The sequence below is a fragment of the Pseudomonas sp. TWI929 genome, assembly GCF_039673335.1.
Taxonomy (GTDB): domain Bacteria; phylum Pseudomonadota; class Gammaproteobacteria; order Pseudomonadales; family Pseudomonadaceae; genus Aquipseudomonas.
This window is the reverse complement of record NZ_JBDJLK010000001.1, coordinates 156,399-171,794: the sequence shown is the minus strand read 5'-3', so window position 1 is coordinate 171,794 and position 15,396 is coordinate 156,399. Positions and strand designations below refer to the sequence as shown.

The following is a 15,396-nucleotide window of genomic DNA, read 5'->3' as shown; positions in this document are numbered from 1 at the left end:
GCGGGAGGTGTTCATGTCCCATGATCTTGCCTTGCCAACCTTGTTTGCCGACCGTACCCAGGCTGGACGATGCCTGGTCGAGCCACTGGCCCGCTACGCTGGCAGGCCCGACGTGATCGTGCTCGCACTGCCGCGTGGTGGCGTTCCGGTGGCCTACGAAGTGGCGACCGCCCTCAACGTCCGCCTGGACCTGCTGGTGGTGCGTAAGCTCGGCATGCCGTTTCACCCCGAGTTCGCCATGGGTGCGATAGCCAGCGGCGGAGTCACTTTCCTCAATGACGACATGCTGCGGGCCTATCCGGTAGAACCCGCGGTGTTCGACGCTGTGGTTGCCAGGGAAACCGAGGAGCTGGCCCGGCGTGAGCGGGCTTACCGGGGAGGGCGGCCAGCCCTGCAGCTCAAGGCTCAGGTGGTGATTCTCATCGATGATGGCCTGGCGACCGGCGCCACGATGAGGGCGGCTATCCAGGCGGCGCGAGCCCAGTCACCGGCGCGGATCGTGGTAGCCATCCCGGTTGCACCGCCAGAAACGCTCGAAACGCTGTACGGTGAGGTGGATGAGCTGGTGTGCCCGCTGGTTCCTGAGCGGATGGTTTCGGTTGGCTATTGGTATCAGGATTTCCCGCAGACATCGGACGAGGAAGTCATGACGCTCATGGGGCAAGCCGATCAGCAAGCGCTTTGCCGGAGTGCACCCCATGACTGAGCACAGGGGTTAAGTTCGCACGCAGACGATGAAGCTGGCAGGCGTCGAACTCATGGCGGACGTGCGCGAGCCGGCCAACGCTGGCGCCTTGGTCATCTTCGCCCATGGTAGCGGCAGCGGGCGTCTTAGCGCCCGCAATTCTGCCTGATGGGGCTTCGCCGAGGCTCATACACCAAATGGATAGGTTTCGTCCTCAGGCTCAAGATGCTGCTGTTTCGGCAAGGGCAGGGCAGTGACCGGACGTGTCTGCTCGAACCAGAGCAGCGCGTCGTACTGCTCGGCCAGCACCGCCTCGAAGTAGTGGCTCTGCCGTTCGCTCTCGGGGCGATAGATGACGCCGATAGCGCGTTCGAGTAGCACTGTGGACAACGCATGGCGCAACGCCTTGCGTTGTGGGTCGCGCCAGTCGCTCAGGCAGGCTGGCACGCCTGCGAGGTGGAACTGGTGCTCCCAGCTGTCGCTGCGCGAAGGGCGGATTTCCTTGATCTGCATGTCGCCGTCCCAGTCATCGGCGGCGGCCACCTGGCCGCGGTCGGTGGCCATGCCGATCAGTACCGCGTCGTGCCCGAAAGCGCTACGGCAAAGCTGGCCGATGTTGAACTGGCCTTTCCAGCCCATTTCCGTGGCGCCGGCATTGCCGATATGGGAGTTGTGCGCCCAGACCACCGCCTTGGCGTGGGGACCACGGTGATCCAGCAGCGCGCGCAAGGTATCGAACATGTGCCGGTCGCGCAGGTTCCAGGAAGCCGTCGAACCTCGGTAGATGGCGCGGTAATACTGTTCCGCGGCGATGATTACTCGGGCGTTCTGCGTTGCGTTAAAGAAGGCCTCATCATTGCGGATAAGCCCTGACAGCTGCTCGGCGAGCATGACATTCAACTGCTGGATCACCGGTTGCTCGCAAGGCATGACCCCACCGCGCTCGACAAAGTGCCCGTAAAGCGCGGGGTCGTCCTGCCAAGGCGTCAGGCAACCGTAGCGGCGACGGGCTTCATGGGCCAGATGCGGATCGACCCGGTCCAGATATGCCAGGACTTCATGGATGGAATTGCGCAGGCTGTAAACATCCAGGCCGCGGAATTCTACCCGGTGGTCGGTGGGCAGCAGGCGGTTGTGCCCGTGCAGCCATTGGGTGAAGACTTTGACTTCGCTATTGCGCCACATCCAGGTAGGAAAACGGCTGAAAATATGGCGTTTCCACGCCGAGTGCGCCAAGCCTCGGACATACTGATCGACATGCCCGGCATCCGGCCAGTCGGCCTCGACGGCGACGATGTTGAAGCCATGCTGCTCGATCAGGCGCCGGGTGATCGCCGCTCGGGCGCGATAGAACTCGCTGCTGCCGTGGCTTGCCTCGCCCAGCAGGACGACGCGCGCGTCAGCGTAGCGGTCGAACAGCGCTGCGAATGCCGGCGTATCCAGGTCTGGCAAAGGTTCGGCGTACTGATGAAGCACCGGGGCAATATCGGCAGTGTCGACCTGATACTGCTTGCCGTAGAGTTTTTCCATCAATTTATTCGAAGGGTCGTTCATGGGAAAACTCCCGTAGTCGGGCCGCCGCGCCTTGACCTGTCAGGGTGCGGCGGCCCAGGGTCAGATCAGGGAGAGCCGGTGGATGACCTGGCTGGGATCATCCGGGTCAGCGGCGGTGGTGAACCCCGCCGCCTTGGCCAAGTCGCGCATCGCGTGGTTGGCTGCCGCGTCTACCGAATACATCTGCCGCAAGCCCTTCGCCCGGGCATGGTCGATCAGGTGCTTGAGCAGCAGGTGGCCCAAGCCATGGTGCTGCCAGCTGTCCATGACGGTAACGGCGCATTCGCACTCGTCCTTGTCGCTAGCGGTGGCGTAGCGGGAAATGCCCACTTCCTGCAATTCGCCATCCACGTGGGCGAGGGCGACGTAGGCCGCCTGGCGATCCTGGTCGACCTTCATCAGCTGGTCGAGCATGGCTTTACTGGGCTCCCTGAGCTGGCACAGGAAGCGGAAATGCCGCGACTCGGGCGACAGCCGTTCGATGAAGGCTTTTTCGCGTTCTCGGTCCTTGGCCTGCAGGGGCCTGATCAGCACGTGAACGCCGTTTTCAAGGGCTTCGATCCAGTATTCACCCGAAGGTTTGGGAAACGAAGGCGTTGTGTGCACACGGGAAGTCTCGGCGGGCGCCATGGCAATGTCCTCTGTGTTGAATGAACAAGGAAGTTCAGTTTCGGCAGCGGGCCTTGCGCTGACTTGACAGTTGTCAATTGCTGCACTCATCACCTGTCAAACCGATAGAAAAAGCGAGTCGCGCAACGCCTCTGACTCAGCGATAGCCAACTGCTGCTGGCGCGCCTTGGCGTGGACCACCAGCAAGTTGCATGTGAGGCTGCTCAGCAGGTATTCCAGGGTCGCGAACTGCCCGGCGCGGTGAGGGCTGGTGATCACCACGGTGTCGTAGCCGCAGCGATTGGCGTAAGCGCAGAGTGTGCGCGCATGACCCGACGATCAGGTGGTGATGAACGTTAGGGACCCCCAGCTGCGCGGCCAAACGTTTGAGTGCACTTGCCAGGGTTTCATACGAGGGGATTTCCGCCAGGCTGTAGTGCTCGCTGTGACGCAGTAAGGCAGCTTGGTGATAGACGGAGAACAGATGCAGCTGACCCTGAGCATGCGGGTGCGGGCAAGGGGCGGCTTGATCGTCATCAAGTCGCATCAGGTAGCGCCCGACCCTTGGTCGGACGGACCGCTAACGTTTAGTGGAGCCGCTAACTTGAATAGATGCCCGCCTGCAAAAAAGCGGAGGCATCGTCATGTCAGGCTCTGCGGAAATGGGGGCAAGGCCCCATGTGAAGTGCCTTGCTTGCTCGTTGAGCCGGCTTTGCCTGCCAGCCAGCCTCAGTGCAGACGAAGTAGACAAGCTGGAGCGAATTGTCAGCCGTAACCGGCCGTTGAAGCGGGGTGAGTACCTGTTCAAGGCCAATGAACCCATGGAGCACGTGTTTGCCTTGCGCTCCGGGGCGATCAAAAGTTTTCTGCTCGATGCCGATGGCATCGAGCGGGTGACCGGCTTCCTCCTGCCGGGGGAAATGCTCGGGCTGGACGCTATCGGTGCCAGTCATTACCGAAGCTTTGCCGTTGCCCTGGAACTCTCTCTGGTCTGCTCGATCAGGCTGGACCAGCTGGTGGACCTGTCCGGCCAGATTCCGGGGCTGCGCTACCAGTTGCTGCACATGCTCAGCCTGGGGATCCAGGGCAAGGACGAGCACCTGCGTTGCTGCCACGGGCGTGCCGATCAGCGGCTGGCGATCTTTTTGCTGGGCATGTCGGCACGGTACCAGGCACGCGGGCTGCGGGCAGATATGTTCAACCTGCCCATGTCCCGCGGTGATATCGCCAACTACCTGGACCTCACGCTGGAAACGGTCAGCCGACTGTTCAGCCGCTTCATCCATGCAGGTTTCATGCAGTGCACCGGGCGTGAGGTCACGCTCATCGACATGCAAGGCCTGGTCAACCTCACCCGCCTGGAGGAGCGCACTTGAGTGCGGCAAGCAGCCGGTCATAGCGTTGCACCGGCCATCCTTCGGGGAAGTGCCCCGCCCAGATCGGGCTTGGCACATGATCCGTGCGTATCCAGATATGCTGCGGGGCTACGCCCGCTTGCCAGCACAGCCGGGCTACCTGGCGCGCCACCTGTGGCGGTGCGCAACAGTACACCGTGTCCGGGGCAAAGGTGGTCAGCAAGCGCCGGGTTTGCCACCCGCCACCGCTGCTGTCACGCGGCAGTGGCGACAGCGCCTCCAGCCAGGTTTGGCACTCGTCTGGCAGCAGTTCGGCCGCGATGCCGTCATGTGACAGCTGCACTTGCACCCAGGGCAGCCAGCAGCGAATCTCATCCAGCGCGCCCAGCAAGGGCAGCAGGCCGTCGGCGCGACTGATGGCCAGCAACCGTTCGCTTTGCAGGGGCAGCGGCCAGGCGCTGCCAAGCGGCCCGGAATAGTCGAGCAGTTCCCCCACCCGACCCAATGGCTGTGCATGCTGGATGCTGACGATAAATTGCCCGGCGACACCAGGCAGGGTCACGTAGCTGCACGGCCAGCACTCGCTACCACTGCCGAGCATGCAGTATTGGCCTGCCATTGCCTCGCTGCCCGGCTGGCGGCAGAGGGCCAGGCGCACGAACTGCTGGATGCCTGGGCCTGGCAACGTTTGCAGCAAGCGGACACTGGCACCGCCATTCTGGTTCATGGCTGCCTCGCACTGTAATCATGTCTTGCTGATATAAGCCTAGGCCGTGGCCAATGCGGCATTTTGACCAGGATCAAACCGGCTGGCGCAAGGCGCGCCACGCTGTTGATAAAGATCAAACGGTGGTTTGCCCCACGGCGCACATTCGAGGGGTCTCCCTGGGAGGCATTACTCATTTGAGGAGGTCGCCATGTCAGAAGTTGCCAAGAAAGTGCCTGTTACCCCGGTCGCCACCCAGCCCGCCAAAGCTTCCCCGCCCAGCGTCGAGCCCTCGGAGCTGTGGCGACCCTTTCAGCAATTGCGCCGTCAGATCGACAGCCTGTTCGAGGATTTCGGACGGCGGCCGATGCGCATGCCGTTCAGCCACACTCCGTTCGATGTCGAACCTTTCTGGCGGCGTGACCTGTTCACCCACGGCATGCCGGCCATGGACATCAGCGAGCTGGCCGAGGAATACCGCATCAGTGCCGAGTTGCCTGGCGTGGACGACAAGGACATCGAGATCAAGCTCGTCAATGGCAACCTGGTGATCCGCGGCGAGAAACAGGAAGAAGTGGACGAAAAACGCAAGGAATATCACCTGTCCGAGCGACATTACGGCAGCTTCGAACGGGTTTTCCAGCTGCCCCGTGAAGTCGACGCCGAGAAGATCAACGCCCAGTTCAACAAGGGCGTGCTGCTGGTGCACCTGCCCAAACGGGCCGAAGCCATCCATCCGGAAAAGGTGATTCCGATCAAGAGCGGTAAATGATCACCCATTCTCACTGCATCGGGGAGCAAGGAGGCTCCGCCTGTGGAGGTAGAACATGATGTCCATTGGCAAATACTGCAACCGGGACGTGGTCACCGCACCACCCGGTATCTCCATCTATGCCGCGGCGCGCATGATGAATCAGTACCATGTCGGCGATCTGGTGCTGGCCGAACATGTCGACCGCGATCGTTGTCGGCCCATCGGCCTGATCACCGATCGCGACCTGGCGTTGCGGATCATTGCGCGCAACCCACCGGATCAGGAAGACCTGCAGGCGGTCGATGTGCTGCCTCGGCCTCTGATCACCGCGAACCAGAACGAGGACCTGTTCGATGTGATCCTCAATATGCGGCGCGCCAATATCCGACGCATTCCGGTAGTCGATGATTTCGGCCTGCTGGTCGGAATCGCCACGGCGGACGACCTGGTGGGCCTGCTGTCGGACCACTTGCACGAACTGTCACTGCTGATCCGTCAACAGAGCCGGCGGGAAGAAGATCTTCGCGGCGAAGATCTTTGAGCATCCGCGTGCGCGATGAAAAAAGGAGGCTGGCATGAGTGATTTCCCCGGTACTGTAGAACTCGAAAGCCTGGACGCCTATTGGCGTGCGGCGAACTACCTCACCGTTGGCCAGATTTATCTGCAGGACAATGCCTTGTTGACCCGGCCGTTGACCTTGGCCGATGTCAAGCCTCGGCTGCTGGGCCACTGGGGGACTTCGCCGGGCCTCAACCTTATCTATACCCATCTGAACCGGTTGATTCGCCAGTACAGCCTCAATGTGCTGTTCGTCACGGGCCCTGGCCACGGCGGCCCTGCCCTGGTCGCTCAGGCCTACCTCGATGGTACTTACACCGAGCTCAACCCATCGGTCGAACGCAACGCCCTTGGAATGGCCCGGCTCTTTCGGCAGTTTTCCTGGCCGTATGGCATTGGCAGCCATGTCGGTCCCCATGTGCCTGGCTCCATTCATGAAGGGGGCGAACTGGGCTATTCGCTGGCCCATGCCTTCGGTGCCGCCCTGGACAACCCGCAACTGATCGTGGCGTGCGTCATTGGTGATGGTGAGGCCGAAACCGGGCCTCTTGCTGCCAGCTGGCATTGCAACAAGTTCCTCAACCCCGCCCGCGATGGCGCGGTGCTACCCATCCTGCATCTGAACGGCTACAAGATCGCCAACCCCAGCGTGCTGTCGATGATCAGCGAGGAGGAACTGACCAGCCTCATGTATGGCTATGGTTATGATCCGTATTTTGTCGAGGGTGACGAGCCCATGGACGTCCATCGCGCGTTGGCCAGGACGCTGGATGTCATCTACGAGAAGATCAGCCAGATCCAGCGCCTGGCGCGGCATGCCGAAGACCCGCAGGTGGTCGACAGGCCATTGTGGCCGGTGCTGATTCTTCGCACCCCCAAGGGCTGGACGGGCCCCAGGTACGTGGAGGGTCAGCGCGTAGAGGGCACCTGGCGCTCCCATCAGTTGCCGTTGGCCGACCTTGGCAAACCGCCACACTTGATGCAGTTGCAACAATGGCTGGAAAGTTACCGTCCTCATGAGCTTTTTGACGCACAGGGCACGTTGCTGCCTGAGCTGGCCGCGCTAACCCCGACTGGCCGTCGGCGCATGAGCGCAAACCCGCATGCCAACGGCGGTCTCTTATTGCGGGCACTGGATTTGCCGCACTACGCCGATTACTGCGTGCCGATGCCGGGCCCCGGTCAGGTGCGGGCCGAGGCGACCAGAGTGCTGGGCGGTTATGTGCGCGATGTCATGAAGAACAGCCTTGCGTCGCAGAATTTCCGCCTGTTCGGCCCTGACGAAACGGCGTCCAACCGCCTGGATGCGGTATTTGAGGCGACCGACAAAGTGTGGCTGGATGCTCGGGCCAGCGATGATAGACACCTTTCGGCACAGGGGCGGGTCATGGAGATCCTCAGTGAACACATCTGCGAAGGCTGGCTGGAGGGGTATCTGCTGACGGGCCGCCATGGCCTGTTTTCCTGCTACGAAGCCTTCATCCATATCGTCGATTCGATGATCAACCAACATGCCAAATGGCTCAAGACAGCTGCCGAGGTGCCGTGGCGCAAGCCGATCGCCTCGTTGAATATCCTCCTGACTTCGCATGTCTGGCGGCAGGACCATAATGGTTTCTCACACCAGGACCCCGGCTTGCTCGACCTGCTGGCAAACAAGAAGGCCAATCTCGCGCGGATCTATCTGCCACCTGACGCCAACTGCCTGTTGTCGGTGGCTGAGCATTGCCTGCGCAGCCGTGGGTACATCAATGTGATCGTTGCCGGCAAGCAGATGGAGTGGCAATGGCTCGATAGCGAAGCGGCCGCTGTGCATTGCCAGTCAGGTATCGGGCGCTGGGACTGGGCCTGCCATGATGACGAGATGCCCGAGGTGGTGCTTGCCTGCGCGGGCGATGTACCGACACTGGAGGTGCTGGCGGCGGTTACACTGCTGCAGGAGCAGGCGCCTGACGTGCGCGTGAGGGTGGTGAATGTGGTTGACCTCATGGCGCTGCAACTGTCGCAACAGCATCCTCACGGGTTGTCCGACAGCGACTTCAATGGGCTGTTTACCGAAAATCGACCCGTCATCTTTGCCTTCCACGGTTATCCGGCGCTCATCCACCGCCTGATCTACAAACGCGCCAATCCGCAACGGTTTCATGTCCGGGGCTTTCGCGAAGAGGGCGCAACCACCACGCCGTTCGACATGGCGGTCATCAACAACCTGGATCGCTATCAGCTGGTTCTCGATGTATTCGAGCGCGTGCCTCGCTTGCAGCCACACCTGGAGCAGGCACGGGCCCGCTACTGGGCGACGATGGAAAAGCACAAGCTGTACCTGATCGAACATGGTGAGGATATGCCTGAGGTGGCGCAATGGCACTGGACGCGGCCCCCAAGCGGTTGATCTGGCCCTATTTGGTTTTCCAGTACTTCTGCATTTCCAGAAACAGGAACGAGGCGGTCCAGGTGATCAGCACCAGGCCCGTCAGCGCCTGCAGGCCGGTAAGGTACTTGAGGTGGCCGGTGGGGGCGATGTCGCCGAAGCCTATGGTGGTGTAGGTCGTGAAGGAAAAGTACACGCAGTCCAGAAAGCTCCCGTCGAAATTGCCGCTGAGCGTGCCCCAGCCCTCGGCATGGGCCATCAGGTAATAGGCCAGGGCGAAGCACCAGACCTCCACGGCATGGGCCAGCAACGCGCCGAACACCCCCGCGACGATCCGGAACCGGCTCCACAGTCTCAGGCGTGGCAGCCAGTCATTCAGGCGCAGCAGGCATTCGTAGTGAATGACCACCACCAGGATCACGATCAGCATGTTGATCAGCGTGACAGTGAGCATCGTCGTTACTCGGCACGGGGTTGCAGGGTCACGGCTGGCTGACGATCAAGGTATAAGTGGCGGGGTCGCGGACCTGCGGCAGCAACGCCGGGAACTCTTCCGGGGTGATGGTTTCCTTGGCCAGCAACAGGCGCGCACCGGCATCCAGGTCCGTACGCCGCTGTTCGAGCAAGCTGCGGGCGCGGCCGTAGGCCTCTTCCAGCAAAGCACGGATGCCGAGGTCGATCTCGCGTGCAGTCTGCTCCGAATAGTCCTTGCGCGCCTGGTGCAAGAGTGTGTCACCAAGGTAACTGGCCTGCTGGCGCTCCAGCACCGCCTGGCCCAGCGCCGGGCTCATGCCGAAGCGGGTGATCAGCTGCCGGGCGATGTCGGTGGCGCGCCCCAGGTCATCGGCGGCGCCCGTGGAAATCTGGCCGAACGCCAGGTTTTCGGCGGCGCGCCCGGCCATCAGCACGACGAGCCGGTCGCGCAGCATCTGGGTGCTGATCAGGTAGCGGTCATCGGTCGGCCGTTGCAGGGTGTAGCCCAGCGAGCCAGCGGCGCGGGGAATGATCGAAACCTTGTGTACCGGGTCCATTGCCGGCAGGCTGCTGGCGGCCAGGGCATGGCCCATTTCGTGGTACGCCACCACCTGCCGCTCGTCGCTGCGCAGCACGCTGCCTTTGCGCTCGACACCGGCCACCAGCCGTTCGATCGCTGCCGTGAAGTCTTTCAGCTCGACCCACTGGCTGGCCCGCCGGGTTGCGACGATGGCGGCTTCATTGACCAGGTTGGCCAGGTCGGCGCCCGTCAGGCCCGGGGTGAGTTCGGCAATGCGCTCGCAATCGAGGTCGTTCTTGTAGACGATTTTGTGCAGGTGCACTTTCAGGATCGCCAGGCGGCCCTTGCGGTCGGGCCGATCGATGAGGATCTGCCGGTCGAAGCGCCCGGCGCGCAGCAGCGCCGGGTCCAGCACTTCGGGCCGGTTGGTCGCCGCCAGCAGTACCACGCCTTCGCGAGGGTCGAAGCCGTCCAGTTCGGCCAGCAGTTGATTGAGGGTCTGTTCTTTCTCGTCATTGCCGCCAAAGCTGCCGATGCCACGCATCTTGCCCAGGGCATCCAGCTCATCGATGAAGATGATGCAAGGCGCCGCCTGGCGGGCCTGGTCGAACAGGTCACGCACCCGCGCGGCACCCACGCCGACGAACATTTCGACGAACTCCGAGCCTGAGATCGAGAAAAACGGCACTGCCGCTTCCCCGGCAATGGCCTTGGCGACCAAGGTCTTGCCGGTACCGGGCGGGCCGACCAGCAACGTGCCTTTGGGCACATGGGCACCCAGGCGTGCGTACCAGGCTTTGTTCTTCAGAAAAGAGACGATCTCCGTCAGTTCATCCTTGACGTCATCGATGCCCGCGACATCGGCGAAGGTGACCTTGGTGTCTTTCTCGGCGTAAACCCGCGCCCGCGACTTGCCCACGCCCATCAAACCGCCCAGGCCCTGTTTCTGCCCCAGGCCATGAAAGAGGAAGTACCACAGCACCAGCATCATCAGCAGCGGCATGAACCAGCCGACCACGGTGGCCAGGGTGCGGTCTTCTGTGACACCGCTGAAAGCCACGCCCGAGCGCCCCAGTTGCTCACTCAGTACTGGTTCGACGCGTACCGTGGAAAACACCGTGCGCCCATCGATGGGCTCTTGCAACCGGCCCAGGATGCGCTCGCGCTCGACATGCAGGTCGCTGACCTTCTGCTGCTCCAGCAACTGCAGGAACTGGCTGTAAGGGATGGCCTGCACGGCCGGCTGACTGAACAGGCCGAATTGCACGGCAGCCAGCACGGCCAGCCCGACGGCCAGGAAATACAGCTTCCAGGGCTGATCGTTGTTCATGGCCATCCCCCCTCTGTTTGCGCGGGTTAGGCGATCAACAGGTAGTCTTCGACTTTGCTCACGCCTGGCACTGACCAGGCCGCACGCTCGACCACTTCGCGCTCGCGCAGCAAGTGGACCTTGCCTTCGAGCTTGACGACGCCACCATTGACCGTGACGCGGATGCCTTCGGCCTGGATTTCGGCGCTACGCTTGAGGGCATCTTCGATATGGCGCTTGATGTCGACGGCATCGGCGCGGGCCTTGAGGGTGATGCGGTTTTGCACCCCAACCACACCCGACAGTCGCCATACCGCCTGTTCGATCACTTCCTTCTGGTATTGCCAATCGAGTTGGCCCTCCAGGGTCACGTGCCCTTTCTGGACGGTGACCTTGATGCCCTCGACGTTGGCATCCGAGCTCCAGGCGATGATTTTCAAGGCGCGGCTGGCAATTGTGTCATCCGCAGTCCCTTCAAGTCTGTTCAGCCGCACCTCGATTTCTTCGGCCAGGCCGCGCACGCCTTTCATGGCTTTGACCGTGCGCTCGGCGCTGACCTTCTGGGCGTAGCTGTTGACGTGCCCGGACAGGGTGACTACACCGTCCTGCACCGTCACACCGATGCTGGCGGCATTGATCTCAGGCTTGAATTCCAGCTCTTCGAGTACAAGGTCTCGCAAATCAAGGTCGTTCATGATGGGCTCCGTTTGCAGGTCTGGAGGTGGGGCGGGAGTGCCCTGCGTCCTTATTTCTACCCCTGCACCGGGCGTGGCGATTGATAAAGGTCAAACTCGGCGAACAGACGCTGCGCAGTTGACAAATGTCAGGCCGCTGCGGGTGCCGCTACCGATACTCAGGGTGTCTTGGCACCCACGAGGGTATCCACATGCAACGCTATCTGCTGTTGGGGTGGGCGAGCCTGCTGCTGTTAAGCGCTTCAGGCTGCAGCCCATGGCGCACCGAGGAATACGACGCACGCCTGGCGTCGGCCGAGGACAACGCTGCCACCGCCCGCTTGCGTGCCGACCAGGTGTGCTACCGCATCGACCTGGTCGAGCAGACCGCCAACGAGGCCCTGCGCAGGGCGACCCAGGCTCAGGATCAGGTGCAGCAACTGCTGCAGCAGGCCAGGCGCAAGTAACCGCCATGTCACGCCAATGGCTCGACCCAGTCCTGTTGTTGGTCTATGTGCTGGCCTTGGCCACCGGTGGCCTGGCCTATGTGGCGCAGCGCCCTGGTGTGGCACCGCTGATCTGGGCGGCCGGCAGTGCCGTGATGGCCGTGGTGCTGGCGGTGGAAATGGCCAGGCGCCTGGCCAGAGGGGAGGCGGGCATCGATCTGATCGCGCTGCTTTCCATCGGCGCGGCATTGGCTCTGGAGCAGATGCTGGTGGCGGCCGTGGTTGCGCTGATGCTGGCCACCGGTCGGGCACTGGAAAGCTTAAGCCTGCGCCATGCCGAGCGGGAACTGCGCGCGCTGATCGACCGTGCGCCGCAGCGTGCCTGGCTCCAGGAACAGGACGGCCTGCGTGAAGTGGCGGTGGAGCAGGTCAGGCCTGGCCACACCGTGCTGGTGCGCCTGGGTGAGATCGTGCCGGTCGATGGGCGGCTGCTCACTGCCCAGGCAACCTTGGACGAGGCAGCGCTGACGGGGGAGTCGTTGCCAGTCACCCGCCATGCGGGTGAACCGGTAGCCAGCGGGGTGACCAATGCCGGTCCACCGTTGTTGCTGCAGGCCACGCGCGCTGCGGCACAAAGCACCTATGCCGGCATCGTGCGGCTGGCCGAATCGGCCCGGCAGTCGCGCGCACCTTTCGTGCGCCTGGCCGATCGCTATGCGTTGGCATTCATCCCGCTCACGTTGCTGGTCGCTGGCCTGGCCTGGTGGCTTAGCGGCGACGTGCAACGCGTGCTGGCGGTGCTGGTGGTCGCTACGCCGTGCCCACTGATACTGGCCGTACCGATCGCCATCCTGTCGGGCATTTCGCGAGCGGCGCGGCGCAGCATTCTCGTGCGTGACGGTGAGGTGCTGGAAGCGCTCGCCGGGGTCTGCCAGGTGTTTCTCGACAAGACCGGCACCTTGACCAGCGGCCATGCCCAGCTGCAATCCATCGAACTCAAAGGGGAGGGCGCGCCACTGCAGATGCTGCAACTGGCCGCGTCGTTGGCCCAGGCGTCCACGCATCCGATCGCCATGGCTATCGTCGACGCTGCCCGCGAGCGCGCGTTGACGCTGGACGCGCCGGAACAGGTACAGGAAAGCCCAGGTCAGGGGCTTGCTGGCCATGTCCAGGGCAAAGCGGTACGCCTAGGTACGCTGGCTTACGTGCAGCCCGGCGAAGCGACAGACCCTTGGGCCCAGGCGCGCTTGCAGCAACTGGACTACCTGGCCTGCAGCGGCAGTTTCGTGGCAGTGGACGGTGACTTGAAAGCCGTGCTGCGCCTGGCCGACACTGTGCGTTGCGAGACGCCTCAGACCCTGCGTCGGCTGCGGGCGCGCGGCATCGACAAGGTGGTCATGCTCACGGGCGACCGACCGCAAACGGCCGAAAGCATCGCGTTGACGGCCGGCATCGATGAGCTTCGTTGCGGTCTCTCGCCCGAGGACAAGGTTCGCCTGGTGCAAGAGGGTTGCCGCACCGGCCCTACACTGATGGTCGGGGATGGCATCAATGACGCGCCGGCACTGGCGGCGGCCGATGTCGGCGTTGCCATGGGCGCCACCGGCGTGACCGCATCGGCGCAGGCCGCCGGGGTGGTCTTGCTGGTGGACCGGCTGGACCGGTTGATCGAGGCGCTGGACATCGCCCGACATGCCGTGGGCATTGCCCGTCAGGGTGTGTGGGTGGGCATGAGCCTGTCGTTGCTGGCCATGCTGGTCGCCGCAGCGGGCTATCTGCCAGCAGTGACGGGTGCCGTGCTGCAGGAAGGCATCGACCTGCTGATCATCGCCAACGCCTTGCGTGCCCTGGGCCCCCTGACGGGGGACGGCCATGACGGCCTGCCGGTCGCGAATCTGCAGAGTATGCAGGACGAACACCGGCAACTCGACGGCCTGTTGGCCGAGCTGAGCCAGATGGCACGGGATTTTTCCACGCGGCCCGTCGACCAGGCGCGAACGGACCTGAATCGCTTCATTGCCCCGCTGCACGATCTGCTGGAGCGGCACGAGCGTGATGACGAACGCCGCTTGTACCCGCTGTTGAGCCGCTACATGAGCGGCGAGGATCCGCTGTCGGCGTTGAGCCATACCCACCGGGAAATGTTCCGGCTGATCCAGTTGCTGACACGCATGAGCCAGGATTTCGCCAACGGTTCAGCCAGCCCGAGCGCTGATGACATCCAGCATCAGCTGATTCGCCTGGACACGCTGGCGAAACTGCATTTCGACCAGGAAGAGGCGTTGTACCGCTATCTGGACAGGCGTTGAGCAACGCGGCCGGCGTTTACGTTTGATGAAAATCAAGTGCCGACGGCGTCGAAAGCGGGATGCTGCACGCATCGCTGACGTGCACAGCGCACGGCACGTCGAACGGCGGGGGCTCTGCGGCATCAATCAGCGTGCAGGTACTCAGGTCAACCGAACAGATGGAGGCAACCATGAGCCATTATCAACACCTGCTGCTGATCCTGCGCCCGGTACTGCGCCAGGCCGACGCACTGGAACAAGCGGCCGCGCTGGCCCGGTCAAGCGCGGCCAGCCTGCATGTGGTCGCGCTACTGGAGTCACTGGACACACTCAGGCTGCTGGAAAGCGGTGAACATGAAGCCGCTCGCCAGGCGTACCTCACTGCCCAACATGAACAGCTGGAAGGCCAGGCGCAAGCGTTGCGTGCCTCGGGCGTGCAGGTGACCACCGAGGTCGCCTGGAGCAGCGATCCGCATCAGGACATCCTCGATCATGCCCTGGAAATGCAGCCCGACTTGCTGCTCAAGCAGGTCGAGCACGAGCCCGCGCTCAAACGCGCGTTTTTCACCCCGCTGGACTGGCAACTGCTGCGCCACTGCCCGATTCCAGTCTACCTGCTGGGTGCCGCACGGCCCGCGTTGCCGCTGCGGATCGTTGCTGCGGTGGACGTCGCCGACACGAGCGAAGAGGGGCAGGCGCGCAACGACCGTATCGTCCAGCAAGCCGGAGCCATGGCCTTGCAGACCGGCGCGCAACTGGACCTGCTGCACGCCTGCGACCTGTCGATGGCCTACATGGGGGACATGGGCTATGCCGCATGGGCCATCGGCGACATCTGTACACCCTTGCGCCAGGCACTGGAAGATGACTTCAAGGCGTTGGCCGACCGTCACGGCGCACCCGCCGAGCGCCGGCACTTCGTGCTGGGGCTCCCGGTCGCGGTATTGAGCGAATACGTCGAAGCGCAGGACGTGGACGTGATTGTCATGGGGCGCCCGATGGCACGAGGGCTGGATCGTCTGTTTGGCAGTACCACCGAGCATGTGTTGTACCAGGTGCCCTGCAATATTCTGGTGGTGTAGGCGCCTGCGC

General features: G+C 63.0%; 15 protein-coding genes and 1 pseudogene. 9 read left to right on the top strand and 7 right to left on the bottom strand.

Annotated features, from left to right (window positions below):
* Window positions 1-13: 13 nt before the first annotated feature.
* Together ABE456_RS00825 and ABE456_RS00820 are read left to right on the top strand one after the other, a co-directional pair.
* Window positions 14-706, top strand: a complete 693-nt coding sequence (locus tag ABE456_RS00825) for a phosphoribosyltransferase (RefSeq protein ID WP_346642275.1) — start codon at window positions 14-16, stop codon at window positions 704-706.
* A 28-nt stretch (window positions 707-734) separates the two neighbouring features.
* A pseudogene (locus ABE456_RS00820) lies at window positions 735-845 on the top strand (alpha/beta hydrolase); the annotation flags it as partial.
* 26 nt (window positions 846-871) lie between these two features.
* Here the strand turns inward: ABE456_RS00820 and ABE456_RS00815 are convergent.
* The 3 genes from ABE456_RS00815 to ABE456_RS00805 all read right to left on the bottom strand — a co-directional run bounded on the left by ABE456_RS00815 (window position 872) and on the right by ABE456_RS00805 (window position 3,127).
* Window positions 872-2,239, bottom strand: a complete 1,368-nt coding sequence (locus ABE456_RS00815) for an erythromycin esterase family protein (RefSeq protein WP_346642274.1) — start codon at window positions 2,237-2,239, stop codon at window positions 872-874.
* Between the two features lie 60 nt (window positions 2,240-2,299).
* Window positions 2,300-2,869: a GNAT family N-acetyltransferase gene (locus ABE456_RS00810; RefSeq protein WP_346642273.1), complete on the bottom strand. Its 570-nt coding sequence runs from the start codon at window positions 2,867-2,869 to the stop codon at window positions 2,300-2,302.
* 96 nt (window positions 2,870-2,965) lie between these two features.
* Window positions 2,966-3,127, bottom strand: coding sequence for a hypothetical protein (locus tag ABE456_RS00805; protein ID WP_346642272.1), 162 nt, complete (start codon window positions 3,125-3,127; stop codon window positions 2,966-2,968).
* Window positions 3,128-3,492: 365 nt separating this feature from the next.
* Here ABE456_RS00805 and fnrB point away from each other — a divergent pair, with 365 nt between their 5' ends.
* On the top strand, window positions 3,493-4,224 hold the full coding sequence (gene fnrB / locus ABE456_RS00800; RefSeq protein WP_346642271.1) for a Crp/Fnr family transcriptional regulator FnrB: 732 nt from the start codon (window positions 3,493-3,495) through the stop codon (window positions 4,222-4,224).
* Here fnrB and ABE456_RS00795 read toward each other — a convergent pair.
* Window positions 4,199-4,930, bottom strand: coding sequence for a hypothetical protein (locus tag ABE456_RS00795; protein ID WP_346642270.1), 732 nt, complete (start codon window positions 4,928-4,930; stop codon window positions 4,199-4,201). The two genes, fnrB and ABE456_RS00795, sit on opposite strands and share 26 nt — an antisense overlap.
* A 190-nt stretch (window positions 4,931-5,120) precedes the next feature.
* Between ABE456_RS00795 and ABE456_RS00790 the strand changes: the two genes are divergently transcribed.
* Genes ABE456_RS00790 through ABE456_RS00780 form a run of 3 tightly spaced genes read left to right on the top strand, consistent with a single transcriptional unit; the run spans window position 5,121 to window position 8,614 of the window.
* Window positions 5,121-5,681 (top strand): Hsp20/alpha crystallin family protein, encoded by a 561-nt coding sequence (locus ABE456_RS00790; RefSeq protein ID WP_346642269.1) that lies wholly within the window; start codon window positions 5,121-5,123, stop codon window positions 5,679-5,681.
* A gap of 55 nt (window positions 5,682-5,736) precedes the next feature.
* Window positions 5,737-6,204, top strand: coding sequence for a CBS domain-containing protein (locus ABE456_RS00785; protein ID WP_346642268.1), 468 nt, complete (start codon window positions 5,737-5,739; stop codon window positions 6,202-6,204).
* Between the two features lie 34 nt (window positions 6,205-6,238).
* On the top strand, window positions 6,239-8,614 hold the full coding sequence (locus tag ABE456_RS00780) for a phosphoketolase family protein (RefSeq protein ID WP_346642267.1): 2,376 nt from the start codon (window positions 6,239-6,241) through the stop codon (window positions 8,612-8,614).
* Between the two features lie 7 nt (window positions 8,615-8,621).
* On the opposite strand, the gene ABE456_RS00775 is transcribed toward ABE456_RS00780, so the two are convergent.
* Genes ABE456_RS00775 through ABE456_RS00765 form a run of 3 tightly spaced genes read right to left on the bottom strand, consistent with a single transcriptional unit; the run spans window position 8,622 to window position 11,591 of the window.
* Window positions 8,622-9,047 (bottom strand): potassium channel family protein, encoded by a 426-nt coding sequence (locus tag ABE456_RS00775; protein WP_346642266.1) that lies wholly within the window; start codon window positions 9,045-9,047, stop codon window positions 8,622-8,624.
* Between the two features lie 28 nt (window positions 9,048-9,075).
* On the bottom strand, window positions 9,076-10,917 hold the full coding sequence (ftsH, locus tag ABE456_RS00770; RefSeq protein WP_346642265.1) for an ATP-dependent zinc metalloprotease FtsH: 1,842 nt from the start codon (window positions 10,915-10,917) through the stop codon (window positions 9,076-9,078).
* 26 nt (window positions 10,918-10,943) lie between these two features.
* Window positions 10,944-11,591, bottom strand: a complete 648-nt coding sequence (locus ABE456_RS00765; protein ID WP_346642264.1) for a BON domain-containing protein — start codon at window positions 11,589-11,591, stop codon at window positions 10,944-10,946.
* A 191-nt stretch (window positions 11,592-11,782) separates the two neighbouring features.
* On the opposite strand from ABE456_RS00765, the gene ABE456_RS00760 reads away from it, so the two are divergent.
* The 3 genes from ABE456_RS00760 (at window position 11,783) to ABE456_RS00750 (ending at window position 15,386) form a co-directional block, all read left to right on the top strand.
* Entirely contained in the window at window positions 11,783-12,037 is a 255-nt protein-coding gene (locus ABE456_RS00760; RefSeq protein ID WP_346642263.1) for an outer membrane lipoprotein OprI, read from the top strand.
* 5 nt (window positions 12,038-12,042) lie between these two features.
* On the top strand, window positions 12,043-14,325 hold the full coding sequence (locus tag ABE456_RS00755) for a heavy metal translocating P-type ATPase (protein WP_346642262.1): 2,283 nt from the start codon (window positions 12,043-12,045) through the stop codon (window positions 14,323-14,325).
* Between the two features lie 170 nt (window positions 14,326-14,495).
* Window positions 14,496-15,386 carry a universal stress protein gene (locus ABE456_RS00750; RefSeq protein ID WP_346642261.1) on the top strand — a complete coding sequence of 297 codons (891 nt, stop codon included), beginning with the start codon at window positions 14,496-14,498 and terminating at the stop codon, window positions 15,384-15,386.
* Window positions 15,387-15,396 lie beyond the last annotated feature (10 nt).

Coding starts and splice junctions, on each gene's coding strand:
- ABE456_RS00780 (WP_346642267.1), top strand. CDS start 6,239: ATGAGTGATTTCCCCGGTACTGTAGAACTCGAAAGCCTGGACGCCTAT.
- ABE456_RS00765 (WP_346642264.1), bottom strand. CDS start 11,591: ATGAACGACCTTGATTTGCGAGACCTTGTACTCGAAGAGCTGGAATTC.
- ABE456_RS00795 (WP_346642270.1), bottom strand. CDS start 4,930: ATGAACCAGAATGGCGGTGCCAGTGTCCGCTTGCTGCAAACGTTGCCA.
- ABE456_RS00825 (WP_346642275.1), top strand. CDS start 14: ATGTCCCATGATCTTGCCTTGCCAACCTTGTTTGCCGACCGTACCCAG.
- ABE456_RS00755 (WP_346642262.1), top strand. CDS start 12,043: ATGTCACGCCAATGGCTCGACCCAGTCCTGTTGTTGGTCTATGTGCTG.
- fnrB (WP_346642271.1), top strand. CDS start 3,493: ATGTCAGGCTCTGCGGAAATGGGGGCAAGGCCCCATGTGAAGTGCCTT.
- ABE456_RS00760 (WP_346642263.1), top strand. CDS start 11,783: ATGCAACGCTATCTGCTGTTGGGGTGGGCGAGCCTGCTGCTGTTAAGC.
- ABE456_RS00810 (WP_346642273.1), bottom strand. CDS start 2,869: ATGGCGCCCGCCGAGACTTCCCGTGTGCACACAACGCCTTCGTTTCCC.
- ABE456_RS00775 (WP_346642266.1), bottom strand. CDS start 9,047: ATGCTCACTGTCACGCTGATCAACATGCTGATCGTGATCCTGGTGGTG.
- ABE456_RS00750 (WP_346642261.1), top strand. CDS start 14,496: ATGAGCCATTATCAACACCTGCTGCTGATCCTGCGCCCGGTACTGCGC.
- ftsH (WP_346642265.1), bottom strand. CDS start 10,917: ATGAACAACGATCAGCCCTGGAAGCTGTATTTCCTGGCCGTCGGGCTG.
- ABE456_RS00815 (WP_346642274.1), bottom strand. CDS start 2,239: ATGAACGACCCTTCGAATAAATTGATGGAAAAACTCTACGGCAAGCAG.
- ABE456_RS00790 (WP_346642269.1), top strand. CDS start 5,121: ATGTCAGAAGTTGCCAAGAAAGTGCCTGTTACCCCGGTCGCCACCCAG.
- ABE456_RS00785 (WP_346642268.1), top strand. CDS start 5,737: ATGATGTCCATTGGCAAATACTGCAACCGGGACGTGGTCACCGCACCA.